The sequence below is a fragment of the Methylobacterium sp. P1-11 genome (genome assembly GCF_008329595.1).
Lineage (GTDB): Bacteria > Pseudomonadota > Alphaproteobacteria > Rhizobiales > Beijerinckiaceae > Methylobacterium.
Window position 1 is genome coordinate 21,210 of sequence record NZ_NPKS01000037.1, and the last position, 16,516, is coordinate 37,725.

The 16,516-nt window shown below is 65.9% G+C and carries 17 protein-coding genes; 11 read left to right on the forward strand and 6 right to left on the reverse strand.

Features of this window, described 5'->3' with window-relative positions:
* Positions 1–228: 228 nt before the first annotated feature.
* Positions 229–1,161 (reverse strand): metallophosphoesterase, encoded by a 933-nt coding sequence (locus tag CIW48_RS27530; protein WP_149313607.1) that lies wholly within the window; start codon positions 1,159–1,161, stop codon positions 229–231.
* Positions 1,162–1,718: 557 nt separating this feature from the next.
* Positions 1,719–2,408, reverse strand: coding sequence for a Crp/Fnr family transcriptional regulator (locus tag CIW48_RS27535; protein WP_149313608.1), 690 nt, complete (start codon positions 2,406–2,408; stop codon positions 1,719–1,721).
* A 417-nt stretch (positions 2,409–2,825) separates the two neighbouring features.
* Between CIW48_RS27535 and CIW48_RS27540 the strand changes: the two genes are divergently transcribed.
* From CIW48_RS27540 to CIW48_RS27560, 6 genes are read left to right on the forward strand one after another with little or no spacing between them, the layout of a single operon-like run.
* A complete protein-coding gene (locus CIW48_RS27540) occupies positions 2,826–3,494 on the forward strand; it encodes a c-type cytochrome (RefSeq protein WP_246695443.1) in 669 nt (222 codons plus the stop codon).
* An 11-nt stretch (positions 3,495–3,505) separates the two neighbouring features.
* Complete coding sequence (locus tag CIW48_RS27545) at positions 3,506–4,762, forward strand: cytochrome c (protein ID WP_149313609.1); 1,257 nt, start codon at positions 3,506–3,508, stop codon at positions 4,760–4,762.
* 4 nt (positions 4,763–4,766) lie between these two features.
* Entirely contained in the window at positions 4,767–4,943 is a 177-nt protein-coding gene (locus tag CIW48_RS33555; protein ID WP_173009422.1) for a hypothetical protein, read from the forward strand.
* A 12-nt stretch (positions 4,944–4,955) separates the two neighbouring features.
* Entirely contained in the window at positions 4,956–5,519 is a 564-nt protein-coding gene (locus CIW48_RS27550) for a cytochrome C oxidase subunit II (protein WP_149313610.1), read from the forward strand.
* Positions 5,509–7,131, forward strand: coding sequence for a b(o/a)3-type cytochrome-c oxidase subunit 1 (locus tag CIW48_RS27555; RefSeq protein WP_149313611.1), 1,623 nt, complete (start codon positions 5,509–5,511; stop codon positions 7,129–7,131). Before CIW48_RS27550 ends, CIW48_RS27555 begins: the two co-directional genes overlap by 11 nt.
* Positions 7,128–7,940 (forward strand): c-type cytochrome, encoded by an 813-nt coding sequence (locus CIW48_RS27560; RefSeq protein ID WP_149313612.1) that lies wholly within the window; start codon positions 7,128–7,130, stop codon positions 7,938–7,940. The genes CIW48_RS27555 and CIW48_RS27560 overlap by 4 nt, the downstream gene beginning before the upstream one ends.
* A gap of 787 nt (positions 7,941–8,727) precedes the next feature.
* Here CIW48_RS27560 and CIW48_RS27565 read toward each other — a convergent pair.
* Together CIW48_RS27565 and CIW48_RS27570 are read right to left on the reverse strand one after the other, a co-directional pair.
* Entirely contained in the window at positions 8,728–9,951 is a 1,224-nt protein-coding gene (locus CIW48_RS27565; protein ID WP_149313645.1) for a crosslink repair DNA glycosylase YcaQ family protein, read from the reverse strand.
* Positions 9,948–11,087, reverse strand: coding sequence for an epoxide hydrolase (locus CIW48_RS27570; RefSeq protein WP_149313613.1), 1,140 nt, complete (start codon positions 11,085–11,087; stop codon positions 9,948–9,950). The genes CIW48_RS27565 and CIW48_RS27570 overlap by 4 nt, the downstream gene beginning before the upstream one ends.
* 794 nt (positions 11,088–11,881) lie before the next feature.
* On the opposite strand from CIW48_RS27570, the gene CIW48_RS27575 reads away from it, so the two are divergent.
* Positions 11,882–12,046 carry a YqaE/Pmp3 family membrane protein gene (locus CIW48_RS27575; RefSeq protein WP_149313614.1) on the forward strand — a complete coding sequence of 55 codons (165 nt, stop codon included), beginning with the start codon at positions 11,882–11,884 and terminating at the stop codon, positions 12,044–12,046.
* A gap of 25 nt (positions 12,047–12,071) precedes the next feature.
* Positions 12,072–12,299 (forward strand): hypothetical protein, encoded by a 228-nt coding sequence (locus CIW48_RS27580; RefSeq protein ID WP_149313615.1) that lies wholly within the window; start codon positions 12,072–12,074, stop codon positions 12,297–12,299.
* Positions 12,300–12,312: 13 nt separating this feature from the next.
* Here CIW48_RS27580 and CIW48_RS27585 read toward each other — a convergent pair whose 3' ends face one another.
* Positions 12,313–13,293 carry an NADP-dependent oxidoreductase gene (locus CIW48_RS27585; RefSeq protein WP_197739383.1) on the reverse strand — a complete coding sequence of 327 codons (981 nt, stop codon included), beginning with the start codon at positions 13,291–13,293 and terminating at the stop codon, positions 12,313–12,315.
* Positions 13,294–13,440: 147 nt separating this feature from the next.
* Complete coding sequence (locus tag CIW48_RS27590; protein WP_149313616.1) at positions 13,441–14,331, reverse strand: LysR family transcriptional regulator; 891 nt, start codon at positions 14,329–14,331, stop codon at positions 13,441–13,443.
* A gap of 125 nt (positions 14,332–14,456) precedes the next feature.
* Here CIW48_RS27590 and CIW48_RS27595 point away from each other — a divergent pair, with 125 nt between their 5' ends.
* The 3 genes from CIW48_RS27595 to CIW48_RS27605 all read left to right on the forward strand — a co-directional run bounded on the left by CIW48_RS27595 (position 14,457) and on the right by CIW48_RS27605 (position 16,498).
* On the forward strand, positions 14,457–14,855 hold the full coding sequence (locus tag CIW48_RS27595; RefSeq protein WP_149313617.1) for a DoxX family protein: 399 nt from the start codon (positions 14,457–14,459) through the stop codon (positions 14,853–14,855).
* A 110-nt stretch (positions 14,856–14,965) separates the two neighbouring features.
* On the forward strand, positions 14,966–16,012 hold the full coding sequence (locus CIW48_RS27600; RefSeq protein WP_149313618.1) for an LLM class flavin-dependent oxidoreductase: 1,047 nt from the start codon (positions 14,966–14,968) through the stop codon (positions 16,010–16,012).
* 105 nt (positions 16,013–16,117) lie between these two features.
* Positions 16,118–16,498: a glutathione S-transferase N-terminal domain-containing protein gene (locus tag CIW48_RS27605; RefSeq protein ID WP_149313619.1), complete on the forward strand. Its 381-nt coding sequence runs from the start codon at positions 16,118–16,120 to the stop codon at positions 16,496–16,498.
* The last annotated feature ends 18 nt before the right edge of the window (positions 16,499–16,516 follow it).

The following is a 16,516-nucleotide window of genomic DNA, read 5'->3' on the forward strand; positions in this document are numbered from 1 at the left end:
TGTATCCCCGCTGTATCGCGAGGCCACAGACCCTCATCGATGAGGACCAAGATCCCCGCGCAAGCCGTTGCTGCAAATAAGGAAAGGGAGTGGAGCGGGCGATCGGGATCGAACTGACGACATTCAGCTTGGGAAGCTGAGGCAGGCTGTTGATTTTATTGAGAGGCGTTCCCGCAGGCCGAGAAAAGCTCCGCGAGCGGCTTCTGCCGAGTGACGCAGCTCAGCGTCTTATGATGTAGCAGGGTCTGCCTGCCCGAGATCGACGATCACGATCTCGGGCGGCACACCCAGGCGTACCGGGCGGCCGGCCACAAAGTGAGAGCCTAAGCCGGCTGAGACCACGAGATCCCGGTCTCGCTCGACGATGTGGCCATAGGCGTATCGCAGACCGTAGCGGGACGGGATCCAGGGTGACCAACCCAGGATGCGAATCTGGCCCCCATGCGTGTGGCCCGACAAAGTTATGACCACACGCGGATCGTGATCCAGGGCGAAGATGTCTGGCTCATGCGCCAGCAGGATCACGGGCTCGTCGACCGGCACATCCCGGAGCGTTCGTTGCAGGGTACCGAGGCGGTAGCGGTCGAATCTCCCTCGCTCGCTCGGTACACTCGGCGTCTCCTCACTCTCCAGTCCGGCCAGCCAGATCGGTACGGGAAGATCGAGCCGCACCGTCGTGTTCTCGATGAACGGAATGCCGACCGCCCGTAGCGCACGTTCGGCTTGTGTGGGGCCGTGGCCACGACGGCGCGCGTCTCGATCGTCGCCCCAGTCATGGTTGCCCTGGATCGCGTAGACGCCCTTCGGTGCCGCGAGGTCGCGCAGGATGGCGGCGACCGTCTCGATCGGCACCGGTCCTGGGCTCTGCGAGGCGTAATCCCCCAGCAGCACCATGAGATCGGGCGCGAGCGCGTTGGTCCGGGCAACCACCGCCGCGAGCTCAACCTCGCCCATGCAGCGCGGATGAGCGTGGAAGTCGGTCAGGATCGCGATGCGCAGCCGTAGACCCGGCGGCCAGCCCCGGGGCGACAAACGGTAGGTTGTGACCTGCACGCGATGTGGCTCGAACGCCGTCGCGTAACCGGCGCTCATCAGGCTGCCCGCTGTGGCCAGGGCGCCGGTTAATGCAGGGCGGGAAAGCAGCGCACGTCGCGTGAGCATCAAGGTGCAGCGCCTGGGATTGGCGAAGGTTCACGGGAGATAGCACTGGTCGCGTGTCTAAATCGACCCGATCACGTGCAGCCTTTTTGCACACGCCAGGGCAGTAGCCTCGACCGTCATATTCCCATTGCGGTCCGTCGGGCGATTCCAGCAATTTCCCTAAAGCCGACATTGCAGCAGCGCATTTTGTCCCTCTTGGGTGCGGCTCGAGCGGACCTCGCCTGGGCGCGCCTTGAACGGGCATGTCGATCTTGAAGCAGCCCGCAGACTGATAGCCGCGGGATGAAATTAACGATGTTCGTAGAAGTCTGAGTATCAGACTACGAATCCCTGCTGTTAACAATTTATTAATCTTGATCGGTTGCCGTTCTAGGACCGCCGAAAGAGGTGCTCATCACGCAACAGCAGACCTACACCGCCCGCCGCGCCTATTCGGCTCACCTGCAGACAGCTGTTGCTCGGGGGAGAAGGAGTTACGGACGACGCCGCCGTGAGCCAACGACACGGAGGGATGGATTGCATGAGCGAGGCAGCAGCTGCCTCCGGTTTGCTGATGTTCAGCCAGCAATTTGGGCCAACCTGTGCGGCTCAACGACGATTACCCGTTCACGGCCGAGTCGCACGATTTCCTGCTTCTGCCAGGCACTGAGGACCCGACTCACAGTAAAGTACGTGACACCCGTCATCTCGGCCATGTCATTGCGCGTGACCGGGTGCCTGATCTCTACGCCCTTGGGAGAAGTGCGCCCGACTTGGCTGGCCAGACGAAGGAGAACGCCGGCGAGCCGTGCCTCCACCCCTTTAGCGCTCAAGTCCGTCACCCGCTCGATCATCTCTTGAGCGCGACCTCCGACGCTCTTCAGCGCATTCGATGCGACTGCGGGATAGCGGTGGATGAGTTCGAGGATCTGCGCGGCACTCCAGCACAGCAAGCTGCAAGGCTTGCTGGCAATCGCGGTTGCGGGAAAGGGAAACTGCTGGAAGATCGCGACGCAACCGACAAGCTCACCGGGTCCCATGAACCGGAGCGTTGTCTGCTCACCGTTCGTGCCAACCCGCGACAGCTTCACCAATCCGGTCACAACCTGGAAGAGCTGGCTGGGCACATCCCCCTGGTGGAAGAGGGCCATGCCCTCCGCAATCTGACGGTGCGTGGCAGCGTCCAGCAAGGCGTCGGCTGCTTCGCGATCGAGATCGCTGAATAACACACCTGCGGCCGCTCTCATCCTTTGCGGTGATTGGTTCATCGCTCCCTTCTGTCTTCATCCTGATGCTACCAGCCCCCTTCCTGCTACTCTCCGGGACAGTGGCTGGTGCCGATGACGGCACGGTCTGGAAAGCTGAAGGGTGGTCGGGCCTTCGGCTGGCCCGCGATCAGTGCACTGTCCGGCCCCTGGGCGCGTTGATACACCTCAAGGGCCCACGGCAGCACGGCCAAGCACGGTGGGGGCAAGGCGCACGCGGATTTCGGCACAACCTGAAGACGTGTTTGCGCAAACGCAAAGAGCGCGGGGCGCTTTCGGCTACGGTGCGCGAAGGCGCCCCGCCAAGGTGCACGTATCCCCGGCGCCATCGATGCGGCGAGTGCGTGCGCCTCGCGGGGTTACAGAAGCCGGAGAGCGGTCTTGCACCTGGTTCTTGGCGTTGCTGTCGCGATTGCGCTGATGGGATCGGTGCTGGGGCCGGCGCACGGAGAGTCCCCCGCATCTCCACCGGATACGATGGCCGAGCGCGTGCTGGCCTGCGCCCCTTGCCATGGCGCACAGGGCGAAGGGACGCGCGATCCCTACTTCCCGCGCCTCGCGGGCAAGCCGGCAGGTTATCTCTTCAACCAGCTCGTGGCATTTCGAAACGGCCGGCGGCACTACCCGCCCATGAACTACCTTCTGGCGTACCTGCCAGAAGCCTACCTTAAGGACATGGCTGAGTATTTGGCCAGCTTGAACCCGCCGCTGCCGCCTCCCGCCGTTCCAACTGCCGCAGAGGAGGTACTGGCAACAGGACGAAGGTTGGTCACTCAGGGCGACGCCGCGCGTAACATCCCGGCCTGTACGAGCTGCCACGGTCCCAACCTGACCGGCATGGAGCCGGGTATTCCCGGTCTCCTCGGGCTCAAGCCCAGCTACATCAGCGCGCAGCTCGGCGCCTGGCGCTACGGCACGCGGACCGCCCTCTCGCCGGACTGCATGCAGGTCGTCGCCGGACACCTCACGGAAGCGGACGTCGCGGCCGTCACCGCATGGCTCTCCTCGCGACCCGCGCCGGAGGAGCGCCGCTCCGTTCCAAAAGGGACCTACGCGCTCCCCTTTGCCTGCGGGAGCCAGCCCCAGTGAGGAGGAACGTCGTGGCTAGCCTCGCCCGCATGGTCTTCCCGGCTCTGCTCGCCGCGCTCCTCGGCACCGCCGCCGAAGCTCAGACCCCACCAGCCGCCCGTCCTGACGCTAGCCTACTCGCCAAGGGCGAGTACCTGGCGCGAGCCGGCGACTGCATCGCCTGTCACACCGCGCCTGAGGGCAAGCCCTTCGCCGGCGGCAGGTCCATGGCGACCCCCTTCGGCACGCTCTTCACCTCCAACATCACGCCTGATCCGGAGACCGGGATCGGCAAGTGGACCTCCGACCAGTTCTACCAGATGATGCATACCGGCCGCTCGCCGGACGGCGGGCTGCTCTATCCGGCCATGCCTTTCGGCTCCTATACCAAGGTGACCCGCGCCGACAGCGACGCGATCTACACCTATCTGATGTCGGTCCCGCCCGTGAAGCAGGCGAATAGGCCGCACGATCTCAGGTTTCCCTACAATAATCGTCAGCTTATCCTCGGCTGGCGTACGCTGTTCTTCCGCGAAGGCGAGTTCAAGCCTGATCCAAAGCAGTCGGAGGAGTGGAACAGGGGCGCCTACCTGGTCGAGGGCCTCGGCCACTGCGGCATGTGCCACACGCCGATCAACGCGCTCGGCGGCAACTCAGAGTCGCAGGCGTTCCAGGGCGGGCTCATCCCGATGCAGAACTGGTACGCGCCGTCCCTCACCTCCAACCGCGAGGCCGGGGTCGGTGACTGGACCATTGAGGAGATCTCCGACCTCCTGCGCACCGGTGTCTCGCGACGCGGCGCGGTTTACGGCCCGATGGCGGAGGTCACCTACAATAGCCTCCAGTACCTGACGCCCGAGGACACGCGGGCCATGGCGGTCTACCTCAAGAGCCTCGGCCAGGAGGTCCCGCCGCCGGTCACGTCGAAGGTGCCCACGGCCGAGAGCAGCCTGCTGCTCGCGCTCGGCAAGACGGTCTACGACGGCCAGTGCGCGAGCTGTCACGGCGCGCAAGGCCAAGGCAAGCCGCCGCACTACCCGCCGCTAGCCGGCAACCAGTCCATCCAGATGTCGTCGGCGGTGAACGCGATCCGCATGGTGCTGAACGGGGGCTATCCCCCGGGCACGCAAGGCAATCCGCGTCCCTACGGCATGCCGCCCTTCGCCCAATCGCTCTCGGACAACGAGGTCGCGGCCGTGGTTACCTACATTCGGACCACCTGGGGCAACCACGGCGCGGCGGTGACCGCGCAGGAAGCCAACCAGCTTCGCTCCGCTCCCTTGGACTGAGGTCATGCTGAACTCTCCCCCTCTGCAGCACTGCGACGAGGAAGCCGAGCGCCGCGACGTCGATTCCGTCGTGAGGGCGGGGCCATCCGGCGCTGTGACGGTCGCGGCGATCGCGACGGCCATCGTCGTGGCCTGCTGGTTCGCCTTCTACCTGTTCGTCTTCCTGCCGCGCGGGAGCTGACCCGGAGCCCCGATGACGACTCATGAGCACATTGACGAGGGTGCCCGCGTCGCCGAGCGGGTCGAGCGCCGATGGGCGACCCTGTCCATTGGCATCATCGTCCTGCTGGCCGGAATGGCAGCCTTCGCGGGGATCCACCGGGCGACGATGCCCCAGGCGCGCGTGGAGACGATCCAGCCCCAGACTCTCCACCTCACCGGCGAGTTCGTTGAGAGCAACCTCGGCAGCGCGGTCGAGCCGGATGGCTCGGTGACGGTACGGGCTGTGGGCCAGCAATACAGCTTCACGCCTCAGTGCATGGTGGTGCCCACCGACACCCCGGTGGTGTTCCGGGCCACGAGCCCCGACGTGGTGCATGGCTTCCTGATCCAGAAGACCAACGTCAACACCATGCTGGTGCCCGGCTACGTCTCGGAGATTCCGGCCAAGTTCAGCAAGCCGGGCGAGTACCTGATGCCCTGCCAGGAATACTGCGGCGTCGGTCACGAGGGCATGTGGGCCAAGGTCAAGGTGGTCGACAAGTCCGCGTTCCTGTCCATGATCTCTGCCAACCGGAGGGTCGCCTGTGTTGAGTAGCAGGAGGCTCGTCCTCGCCCATTTCTGGCTGGCCTTCGCCGTCTTCGGCCTCGCCCTGCTGCTCGGGGCCTGGCAGATGTTTATCCGTAGCCCGCTCCATACCTGGATCAGCAACCCCGAGTGGTATTACCGCTCGCTGACGGCGCACGGCACCGTCATGGGCTACGTGTTCCCAACCCTTGTGGCGATGGGGTTTGGCTACGCCATTAGCGAGGTCTCGCTCAAGCAGCGCCTCATCGGGCTGCGGTGGGCCTGGGCCGGGTACTGGCTCGTCGTGGCCGGTGCGGTCATGGCGATGGTCCCGGTGTCGCTCGGCCGGGCCTCGGTTCTGTACACCTTCTACCCGCCCCTGATCGGAAGCCCCTTCTACTACCTGGGCGTGGTGCTCGTGGTGGTGGGCTCCTGGATCTGGGTCGCCCTAATGTCGGTGAACCTGCACGCCTGGAAGAAGGCGAACCCCGGCACGCCGGTGCCGCTTCCGATGTTCGCCAACGTGGCCGGCTCCTACCTGTGGGCCTGGACGGCGGTGGGCGCAGCGCTCGAACTCCTCCTGCAGATCCTGCCGGTCGCCTTCGGCCTGAGGTCGACCATCGACGCGGGCCTGTCGCGGGTGTTCTTCTCTTGGACGCTGCACGCCATCGTCTACTTCTGGCTGATGCCGACCTACATCGCCTACTACACCATCGTGCCGCGGGCGATTGGCGGGAAGATCTACAGCGACACCATGGCCAGGATCTCGTTCATCCTGTTCCTGGTGGTAGCGATGCCCATCGGCATGCACCATACCTTCGCCGACCCTCAGGTTGGCGCAGGCTTCAAGTTCATCCACTCGGCCTTCACCGCGCTCGTGGCACTCCCGACGCTGCTGACTGTCTTCACCATCTGCGCATCGGTGGAGATCGCCGCACGCCTGCGCGGCGGCCGCGGGCCCTTCGGCTGGATCAAGGTCCTGCCCTGGTCGAACCCGATCATGCTCGCGGTCGCGTTCTCGTTCGTGATGCTCGGCTTCGGCGGTGCCGGCGGACTGATCAACATGAGCTACCAGCTCGATACGTCCATCCACAACACGCAGTGGATCACGGGCCACTTCCACCTGATCTTCGGTGGCGCCATCGTCATCATGTACTTCGCGATTGCCTACGACCTGTGGCCGCACCTCACCGGCCGCGCACTGGCTGACCTGCACCTGATGCGCACCCAGCTCTGGCTCTGGTTCGTCGGCATGATTGTCACGACCTTTCCCTGGCACTGGGTTGGCATCCTTGGCATGCCGCGCCGCATGGCCTACTTCGACTACGGCGACCCTGCCGTCGCCACGCAGGCCTTCTCGGTGATCCTCTCGGCCATCGGCGGCTTCATCCTGGTGGCGTCGGGAGCCCTATTCATCCTCGTGCTAGTCCGGGGCCACCACGCGCCGCGGGAGGATGCTGGCGCCTACCGATTCGCCGAAGCTCTCCACCCTCCGCTGAGTGTACCGGCGCTCAACGGCTACGCCCTATGGATCGCCCTGATGGTTGGCCTCACGGTGACCAACTACGGCTTTCCCATCGCGCAGCTCGCGTTGCGCAAGGACACGTCAGTACCGGCGGTGTACGTGGGGGCCAATCCATGAGCGACGATCGCCTCCTTTCGCCGAGGGACCCCTGGTTCACCGGTTCAGTCAGCATCACCGTCGGCCTGCTCGCCGTGACCGCGCTCGGCGGCTTTGTGCTGCTCCCGTACGCACAGCCGGACCTCAAGCTCGCCGGCGTTTGGGACGCCATCTGCAGCGCCGCGGGCGTGCCGAAGTCTTCCTCGGCAACTGACCCGGTCCAGCCGGACGGCAAGCTCACCCGGGTGGTAATAACCTCTGCGCTGCCCAGTACCGCTGACCCGGAGGCGGTGGGACGCGGCGCGACGCTCGCGCAGCAATGCGCGATCTGCCATGGGCCAACCGGAGTGAGCCGGGCCGACTCTCCCAATCTCGCCGGTCAGTACGCGCCCGCGATCTACAAGCAACTGGCCGACTTCAAGTCAGGCGTGCGGGTCAACGCAACGATGACGCCGTTCGCCGTGAACCTGTCGGAACGAGACATGACCGATCTCTCGGCGTACTACGCGTACCTGCCGCGGCTGCCCGGATTCCACCCGGCCAGCGACAAGCCCGTCCCGCGCATCGTCATCAACGGTGCTCCGCTGCGCAACGTTGCGCCCTGCGGCTCCTGCCACGGCGTGCTCGACAACAAGACAGGAAGCCCATGGCTGGAAGGTCAGCCCGCCGCCTACGTGAAGGCTCAGCTCCAGGCCTTCGCCTCAGGTGCGCGTCGCAATGACATCAGCCAGCAGATGCGTAACGTCGCCCGGAGGATGACTTCCGAGGAGATCAACCAAGCGGCGGAGTGGTACGCCTCGCAGCCGCCGACGGGCATTCATACCCAATGAGCCTCTAGCCTGCAGCATTGCGCCGAGGATCTGTACGCCAGCGAGTCGCCTGGGCCTTGAACAAGCCGAGAGGGCGAACCGGGCTAAGCTGGCCGAGCTCCTCGGCGGCAACCAGTCTGCTCCCGCCCCTGCGGGCCCCGGCGCCGGCGCACAGCTTCGGCTGCGCGCTTGGCGGGTTTCCGGGCGGCCTGCTCGGCAACCACCACGACACGGCTCCTGGCGGATTCCTCAACAGCCGACCTGGGGAAGATGCTGGCGCACTTCCTGCGGGCCGGCCACGGTGCTGGCCCACGAGGCGGCAGGCGTACCGCTCCGAGAGACCATGCTTCTCCCAGAGAGCGTCCACAACCTGCCTGTGCCGCTCGGAGGCTACAAGTTTCCGAGCTGACGGCCTTCAGCTCGTAAGTCATACCTCAGGGCGGACCACCTCAGGCGAGGATCAGGATCACTCCGAGGCTTTCACCTTTGCCGCACGAGTGTCCGTTTGTTCACTCCCCGAGCCTCGAAGCGGACGAGCTGCTTACGGCCAGACTACACCATGCTGGATCGCCGATCAGCGCAAAACCCGTCGTTCGGCTTTGCGCCCGGCTCGGCCGTTCAATGTTCCGGACGCGATGTCCATAAGCGGACGTAGGGGCCGTGCCCGGTTGTATCGCGACGGGGCAACGGCTGCGGCGTTGCCCTGCGAAGGTGTCAGCGATGCCTCCACAATTGTCTGTCAAACCGTGCGTGTGCGTCTTGGCAACCGTGGTGGAGCCTCCTTAAATCGCCGGCGGCGCACGGTTTCCTATGGTGAGACGGGCGGGTGGACCTCGATGTTGGAAACCGCCGTCAGGCCTGGAAGGACGGCGGTCGGTGCGACGACGATGCTGGACAACCCGAGCCACGACGCCGTCAGGCGCAGCTCCCCGAGCAGCCGTTCCGCGGTATCGGCCGGCGCCCTCGGCTCGACATGGGCGCGCTGGACGACCAAGACGCCGACCTTCCGGTCCGCCTTCAGGTCCACGCGGGCGACGAGCGCGCCGTCCAGCAGGAAGGGCAGCACGTAGTAGCCATGCTCGCGCTTGTGGGCCGGTGTGTAGATCTCCAGGCGGTACCGGAAGCCGAACAGCCTCTCAGCCCGAGGACGATGCCAGACGAGCGGGTCGAAGGGGGAGAGAAGCGCGGAGGCGCCGAGCCTGCGGCCGGGCTTCGCGTCCCTGTGTAGATAGGCCTGTTTCTGCCAACCGCTCACGTGCACCGGGACGAGCGTGCCCTCCTCGACGAGCTGCTCAATAGGCAGGACCGCGTCCGCCGGCGGTATCCGGTAATAGTCGCGCAGATCGTGCACCGTCGCGACGCCGAGCGCCTTTGCCGAACGCGCGATGAGATCCCGCCTCGCATCGATCCCGGTCGGCGTCGGGATGTCGAGAACGGCACGGGGCAGCACCCGCTCCGGGAGATCGTACACGCGCTCGAAGCTGCTCCGACGATGCGTCGAGGCCACCTGTCCCGACCAGAAAAGCCATTCGAGCGCGTGCTTGGCGTCGCTCCACTCCCACATGCCCTTCGCGGCCCTGTCACCGGCCACGTCTGAGGCGGCCAACGGCCCCTCCTTCTCGATCCGGGCGAGGAGAGCATCGGCCTCGGCCCGCTTCTCGCCCGCGAAGGGCTCGAGCCGCTGCCAGACGCCCTGACCGCGGAGTGCGCGGTCCATGCGCCAGCGCAGCAGGGGTTGGAGGTCGATGGGCAGAAGGGACGCCTCGTGCCCCCAATACTCGAAGAAACGCTTCGGCCTGGCGACCGTGACCGCGTCGAGGAGGTCGCGATCGTACGGCCCCAGGCGCGAGAACAGCGGCAGGTAATGGGCTCGTGCGAGGACGTTCACGCTGTCGATCTGCAGCAGGCCGAGCCGGCCGATCGCGCTGCGGATCCGCGTCGCACTGACGGGACCTTCGCGAGGGGGCGCGTCGAAGCCCTGTGCGGCGAGGGCGATGCGCCGGGCTTCGAGCGCGCTCAGATCCGTCTTCAGCGCCGATCCCCCGGGATCGTCGCAACGAAGGTCCGGAGGTCTGCGAGCATCAGCTCCGGCTCCTCGAACGCAGCGAAGTGGCCGCCGGCCGCCATTTGGCTGTAGTGGACGACGTCGTAGGTCTTCTCGGCGAAGGACCGTAGCGTCGGCAGGAACACTGGATCCGGGAACGCGGCTATTCCCATCGGCACCAGGACGCGTGTGCCGGCGGGGAAGCGGTCCGATCCTTCGAGACGCTTGCCGTGATAGATCCACGTCGACGTCACGACGGCCGACGGCCCCAGGTACAGCATGATGTTCGTGAGGAGGGCCTCCTCGGAGAAGCGTGCCCAGAGGTCGGGGCTGCCGTCGGCGCGCTTCGGAAGGTCCGCCCACTTGCCGAACTTCTCGAGGATCCAGCCGGCGGTGCCGACCGGGCTGTCCGCCAGCGCGACTCCAAGGGTCTGCGGACGGGTCTCCTGCTCCAGGTTGTAGCCGGTCTCCCAACGGAGGATCGCGTTGCGACGTGCAGCGACGTCCTTTTCCTCCGCCGTTGTCGGGACCGCGTCCTCTGCGTGGATGCTGGCCATGTTGACGTGGAAGCCGGCCATCGCCTCGGGGCGCAGGTACGCCATCCAGCTCGCGATATGGCCGCCCCAGTCCCCGCCCTGGACGAAGAAGCGCGTCTCTCCGAACAGTCGCGCCATCAGGCCATGCATCAGTTCGGCGATCCGGCGCGGGCCGACGACGCAGCTAATCGGCTTCGAGAAGGCGAAGCCCGGCAGCGAGGGGACGATCACGTCGTGCCCGTCCGCGGCGAGCGGATCAATCAGGTGCTCGAACTCGATGAAGGAGCCGGGCCAGCCGTGGAGCAGCAGAATGGGCGGCTTCGACCCGTCGCCCCGCTTGTGAAGAAAGTGGATCCCCTCGGCCTCGATCGTCGTGTGAAAGTTGGGCAGTCGATTCAGGCGGGCCTCGGTCCGACGCCAGTCGTAGTCGTCAAGCCAATACCGGACGAGCCTCTTCAGGTCCTCGATCCCGACCCCGGCGGACCAGCCGCCCGCATCGGAGAGCTGGCTCCAATCATACGCCGCGATCTTCGTCCTGATCGCGGCGAGCCGCTCGTCGGGGACATGGATCGTGTAGGGCGAGATCATCTGCGTCTCCGGCGGAGCGGCGAACCGCCGGCTTAACGCAGAAGTGTCGGCGGACGGTCCATGCCCGGACCTGTCGACGGCCAAGTCCCCGCTCCCCCCTCTGGGTGGACATGGGCGGGACCATCTCGCATTCCCTCCAAGAAACGTCGATGCTGCCGGTGGCTTCGAACTAAAGCCACCGGAAAACCGAGGACGGACCGGAGCCGGCTGAATCTGGCCGTAAGCTGCCGGTCCGCTTCTGACGTTCAAACCGGAAGAGCAGACCTTTCTCGTGACTGAAGTGGTTGCTCCTGAAGGAGGCTGCGCGGTCCTTCTACCTGCTTAAAGGTCCACTCTAATCCGAGTGGTGCACGCTCGACGAACGACCACAACCTGCTCAACAAGCACACAGCCGGAACCGTCGTGAACCCGGAGATCAAGATCACCAACATCATCGCGCTGTTGCTGCTCGTTAGGCTTTAGAGATAGCCGATAATAGCCGCCCCAAAGATCCGATTTGGGACCCAGAGTTCCGCTATAAAACTACCTGAGGTTACGAGGGGCGGCTGCCACGTTGGAAGCTGCCCCTCGCTCGAAGTGTCATAGGCTGAGGGCCAGGCCGACCTGCTGCAGCTGGATCATGTTGGTTCTGGAGCGTCTCACTCGTTCAGCAGTCCGTCCTTGTGTCCGAGGGCTACGCGGACAGGAGAATCCCGGCTCTATGCGGAAGACTGAAGGAGCCTCGTCCGATCAGGGTCGAGGACGAACCAACCCTCTCCGTCACGGTTCGCAACCGGATTTCGGAGATGCCGCCCATGGTCATGATCATCATCTGCTTCCTGGCGCCATGGCTCGCCATGTTCCTGCGTGGGAAGGTGCTCCAGGGCATCCTCTGCATCTTCCTGCACCTGACGCTGATCGGCTGGATACCAGCGACCATCTGGGCTCTCATCGTGACGCGGCGCGAGAGCGCCGCCTGACGTTCATCGGACGGGGGACGGCACCATGAGGTCACGTCGGAAACCGCTGGCCAAGGCTGCCTCGTTCCTCACGATGGGCGCCGAGCTCGCCATGCTCGGCGTCGAGGCGCAGATGGTCATCGGCCAGCGCCTGGCGCTGTTCATGCTCGGCGGGCCCAAGGCACGGAACAAAGCCCGGCTGATGGTGACCGAGCATGTCATGGCCCATCAAGCGACCGAAACGCTACTGCTTGGTTCAATGCTGAACCCTTAGGTTTCACGGGTATTCACAGGGTGAGATCGGTCACGATCTTCCCGGGAGCATGCCCGGTGCGATTGCGCTCGATTGCAGCGGGCAGATCGTCGAACGCGACCACCTCGGCGACGGTCGACCGAAGCGTGCCGGCGGCGACCTGGCGAGCGATTGCAGCCAGACGCGCGGTGTCGGGCCTATTCGACAGGAAGACGCCGCGCCCGCCTTGGGGCGTACGCGATACGACGTCCGGCGCGGCGATGCTGACGAGGAGGCCGTCAGGCGACAGGATCGCCCAGGACCGATTCACGACCGCCCCGCCGACGAGATCGATCACCAGATCGACGTCCTGCGCGTGCGCCTCGAATTTCTGTTGCCGATAGTCGATCACCTCGTCCGCGCCGAGGGCCCGGACATGCGAAAGGCTCGTGGTCGAGGCCGTAGCATAGACCGATGCGCCGGTCGCCTTCGCGAACTGGACGGCGAAGCCTCCCACGCCGCCTGCCGCCCCATGGATGAGCACCCGTCGCCCGGCGAGGTCGAAATCCGCAGCCTGGATGATATGCCAGGCCGTCATTGCCGCAACGGGGATGGCCGCCGCCTCGACGTCCGTCAGGGTCGGCGGCGTCGGGACGAGCTTCTCCGCGTCGATGATTAGATGGTTGGTATAGGCGCCGCAGTCGCCGAGGGCGGCAAGGACCCGGTCGCCGGGCTTCAGGATTTCGACGCCGGGTCCAGGCCGCAGCACGACGCCGGCCATCTCGATGCCGATGGTCGCCGGCAGCGAAAGCTCGAACTTGTTGCGGACGTAGCCCTCACGGATCTTCCAGTCGATGCCGTTCACCCCGGCGGCCTTGACCTGGACCAGGACTTTGCCGGGACCCGGAACGGGCGCAGGCACGCGGTCAATGACGAGGCCTTCCCGACCGCCGTAGGCATGAAGCCGCAAGGCCCTACCGAAGGCGGCGGGTTCGGAATCGGAATCGTTGCACATAAGATCGTCGGACTGGGACATGGGTTTCTCCTTCCTGTCGGAAGGTACGTGTCCCCGGTCCTCTCGGTAGGCCGACGATTTGGGACGGCCCGTCTCATCAATGAGACGTTGGTGTTCCAGCCATCTCCTCAGCCGGATCGATCCTCCGGCCTTGGCGATGGGCCTTCTTCACCGCGAGGCCAGTTGTGCGATCAGCCATCGACCCGCAGGGCCCGGCGGGCGCTCAATGGGGTAGACGGCCCACATCGGCAGGAACAAGCCGCCCTTGGGCAGGGCGGCGATGTCCAGCCGCACGAGTTGGCCGTTGGCAAGGTCATCCGCGACGACGTCCAGGGGCATCCCGCCCCAACCGAGGCCCGAGCGGAGGAAGGCGTGCTTGGCCCCGAGATCCGCCAGCCGCCAGGTCCTCGGCGAGAACACGCCGAACTCGCGCCCCTTGGTCAACTCGCTGCGGTCGGTCAGCACCAGCTGGACATGCTCGGCCAAGTCGGACGTCGGGATCGTCCCGGTCATGCAGGCCAGCGGATGCGCGGGCGAGGCGACCATCACCAACTCGACCTGGCACAACGCCTCGCGCGCGAGCTCGGGGGGCAGCAGGGGCGTGGCCCCGGCGACCGCGAAGGCGCAGCGCCCGTCGAGAACCGGTGCGATCACCGCGCCAAGGGTCTCGACTTGGATGCGCAGGGGGGTCGTCGGGAAAGCCGGCTGGAACGCGGCCACGGCGGCCGTGAGTACCTGGATCGGAAACAGGACGTCGAGCACGATGCTGACCTCCGGCTCCAGGCCGCCGGCGAGCTCCCTGGCGTGCGACTTGAAGGTTTCGGCGGCTGCCACGGTCGCACGGGCATGGGCGAGCAACACGCTGCCGGCCTCGGTCAGAACCGGATAGCGGCTGGAGCGGTCGAACAGCTTGATGCCGGACTGAGCCTCAAGGTTGGCCATCGATTGGCTGACGAGAGACTGCGCTCGCCCAAGCTTGCGCCCGGCCGCCGAGAAGCTGCCGGTGTCAACGGCGGCGACGAAGGTTCGCAACTGGTCGAGGGTGAGATGATCGAGCATCCATCTGTCCAGGTGATGGGACGCATCGAAAAATAGAGGCTTCGATGGGAGATGGAAGGAGCTTAGCTCTTTTGCTCACAGCCAAGCCGCATCCGCGGTCGGCCACCTCGAACCGGATGTCCATCATGTCCCCGACCCTCACGGCCTCGCCCGCCCCGTCGCGCAAGCTCAACATCGTCGCCTGGTCGCTGCAGGTGCTGCTTGCCCTGGTGTTCCTCGCCGCCGGCGGCGCCAAGCTCGCTGGCGTGCCGATGATGGTACAGGTCTACGACCTCATCGGCGTCGGTCAGTGGTTCCGCATCGTCACCGGCCTCGTGGAAGTCGCCGGTGCCATCGCCCTGCTGATCCCCGGATACGCCGCCTTCGCCGCGCTCTGGCTTGCCTGCACCATGGCGGGCGCCATTCTGGCCCATCTCACAGTCCTGCCCACGCCCGCCGCTCCGGCCGCCGTGCTGCTCGCCCTGACGGCGACCTTGGCCTGGCTGCGCCGGGATCAGATCCTCGCCGTTCTCGGTCGCCGCTGAGCCCTTGCCGACCGGCAGGTCGCGGCCGCCCGCCTCGGCCTCCCTCGTCCAAGGACGAACGACCCAACACGTCCCCTTGGTCCCGCGTCACGCACCACAGGCCATCCGCCATGGAAATCGGCATCGACAGCTTCGCCGTCACGCTTCCCGACCTGAAGACGGGCCGCACTGTCACGGGGACGGAGCGGATGGAACGCCTGCTCGACGAGGTCGAGGTCGCCGACCGCGCCGGGCTCGACGTCTTCGGCATCGGCGAGCACCATCGCGCGGAGTTCCTCGACTCCGCACCCGCCATTATCCTCGCCGCCGCGGCCGTGCGCACCAGCCGCATCCGCCTGACGAGCGCCGTCACGGTGCTCAGCGCCGCCGACCCTGTGCGCGTCTTCCAGGAGTTCGCCACCCTCGACCTCATCGCAAAGGGCCGGGCCGAGATCGTTGTCGGACGCGGTTCCTTCGGAGAGGCCTACCCGCTCTTCGGCTTCGCCGCCGAGGATTACGACGCGCTCTTCGTCGAGAAGCTCGACTTGCTCCTGGCGCTACGCGACCAGACGCACGTCACCTGGCGCGGCCGTTTCCGCCCACCGCTGACCGGCCAGGGCGTCTACCCGCGGCCGCACCAGGACAGGGTGCCGGTCTGGATCGGCGTCGGCGGGACCCCGGCCTCCTTTGCCCGCGCGGGCACCCTCGGCCTACCCCTGATGGTCGCCATCATCGGCGGCAGCTTCCAGCGCTTCCGTCCCCTGGTCGAGCTCTACCGGGAGGCCGGACGCAAGGCCGGTCATGACCCGGAGACCCTGAAGGTGGGCGTGCACGCGGTCGGTTTCGTCGCCGACATGGACCGGGCCGCACAAGAGGCGTTCTTTCCCGGCTGGGCCCAGATGTTCGGGAAGATCGGGGCGGAACGGGGATGGCCGAGCACGGACATGCGCGAGCAGTTCGCGGCGATGTGCGGCCCCTACGGCGCCTACCTCATCGGCTCGCCGGAAACGGTCGCGGCGAAGACGCTTGCGGCCAGCGAAGCGTTGGGGGGCATCTCTCGCCTGACGTTCCAGATGAGTTCGGCGATGCAGGAGCCCGACGCCATGCGGCGGTCGATCACGCTGCTGGGCACCGAGGTGATCCCAAGGGTCAAGGCGCAACTCGCCCAGACCGCGTGACCGACAACGGCGCCCACGGCCATGGCCGGACCTGCGGCCTGACATCACCTGCCCGGCCGATGACCGCCGGGAAGACCAACCTACCAATCTCAGGGACGTACGACCATGACCGATGCCACGTTCAAGCCGACGGTCTACCTCAAGACCGGCTGCCCGTTCTGCCTGAAGGTCCGCCTGTTCCTGCTCGAAACCGGCCAACTCGATCAAGTCGTCCTGCGAGAGTTCGTGCCCGGCGACGATGAGGTGACCGCGATCCGCGCGCTGCTCGCGCCCGTCGTCGAGAAGGTCACCTTCCCGACGGCCGAACTCACGCCTGGCCGGTTCACGACCGAGTCCGACGCCATCGTCGCCTATTTCGCCAAGCTAGCCGGCGTCGATCCCGACGCCCTTCCGACCTACCGGTCCTATCTCGACGGGGTCCACAAGGGCATGCAATCGCTCTTCCGAGAGAACCTGCAACTCAAGAAACAGGCTGAAGCGGCCTGATACTCGGCCACCTCCATC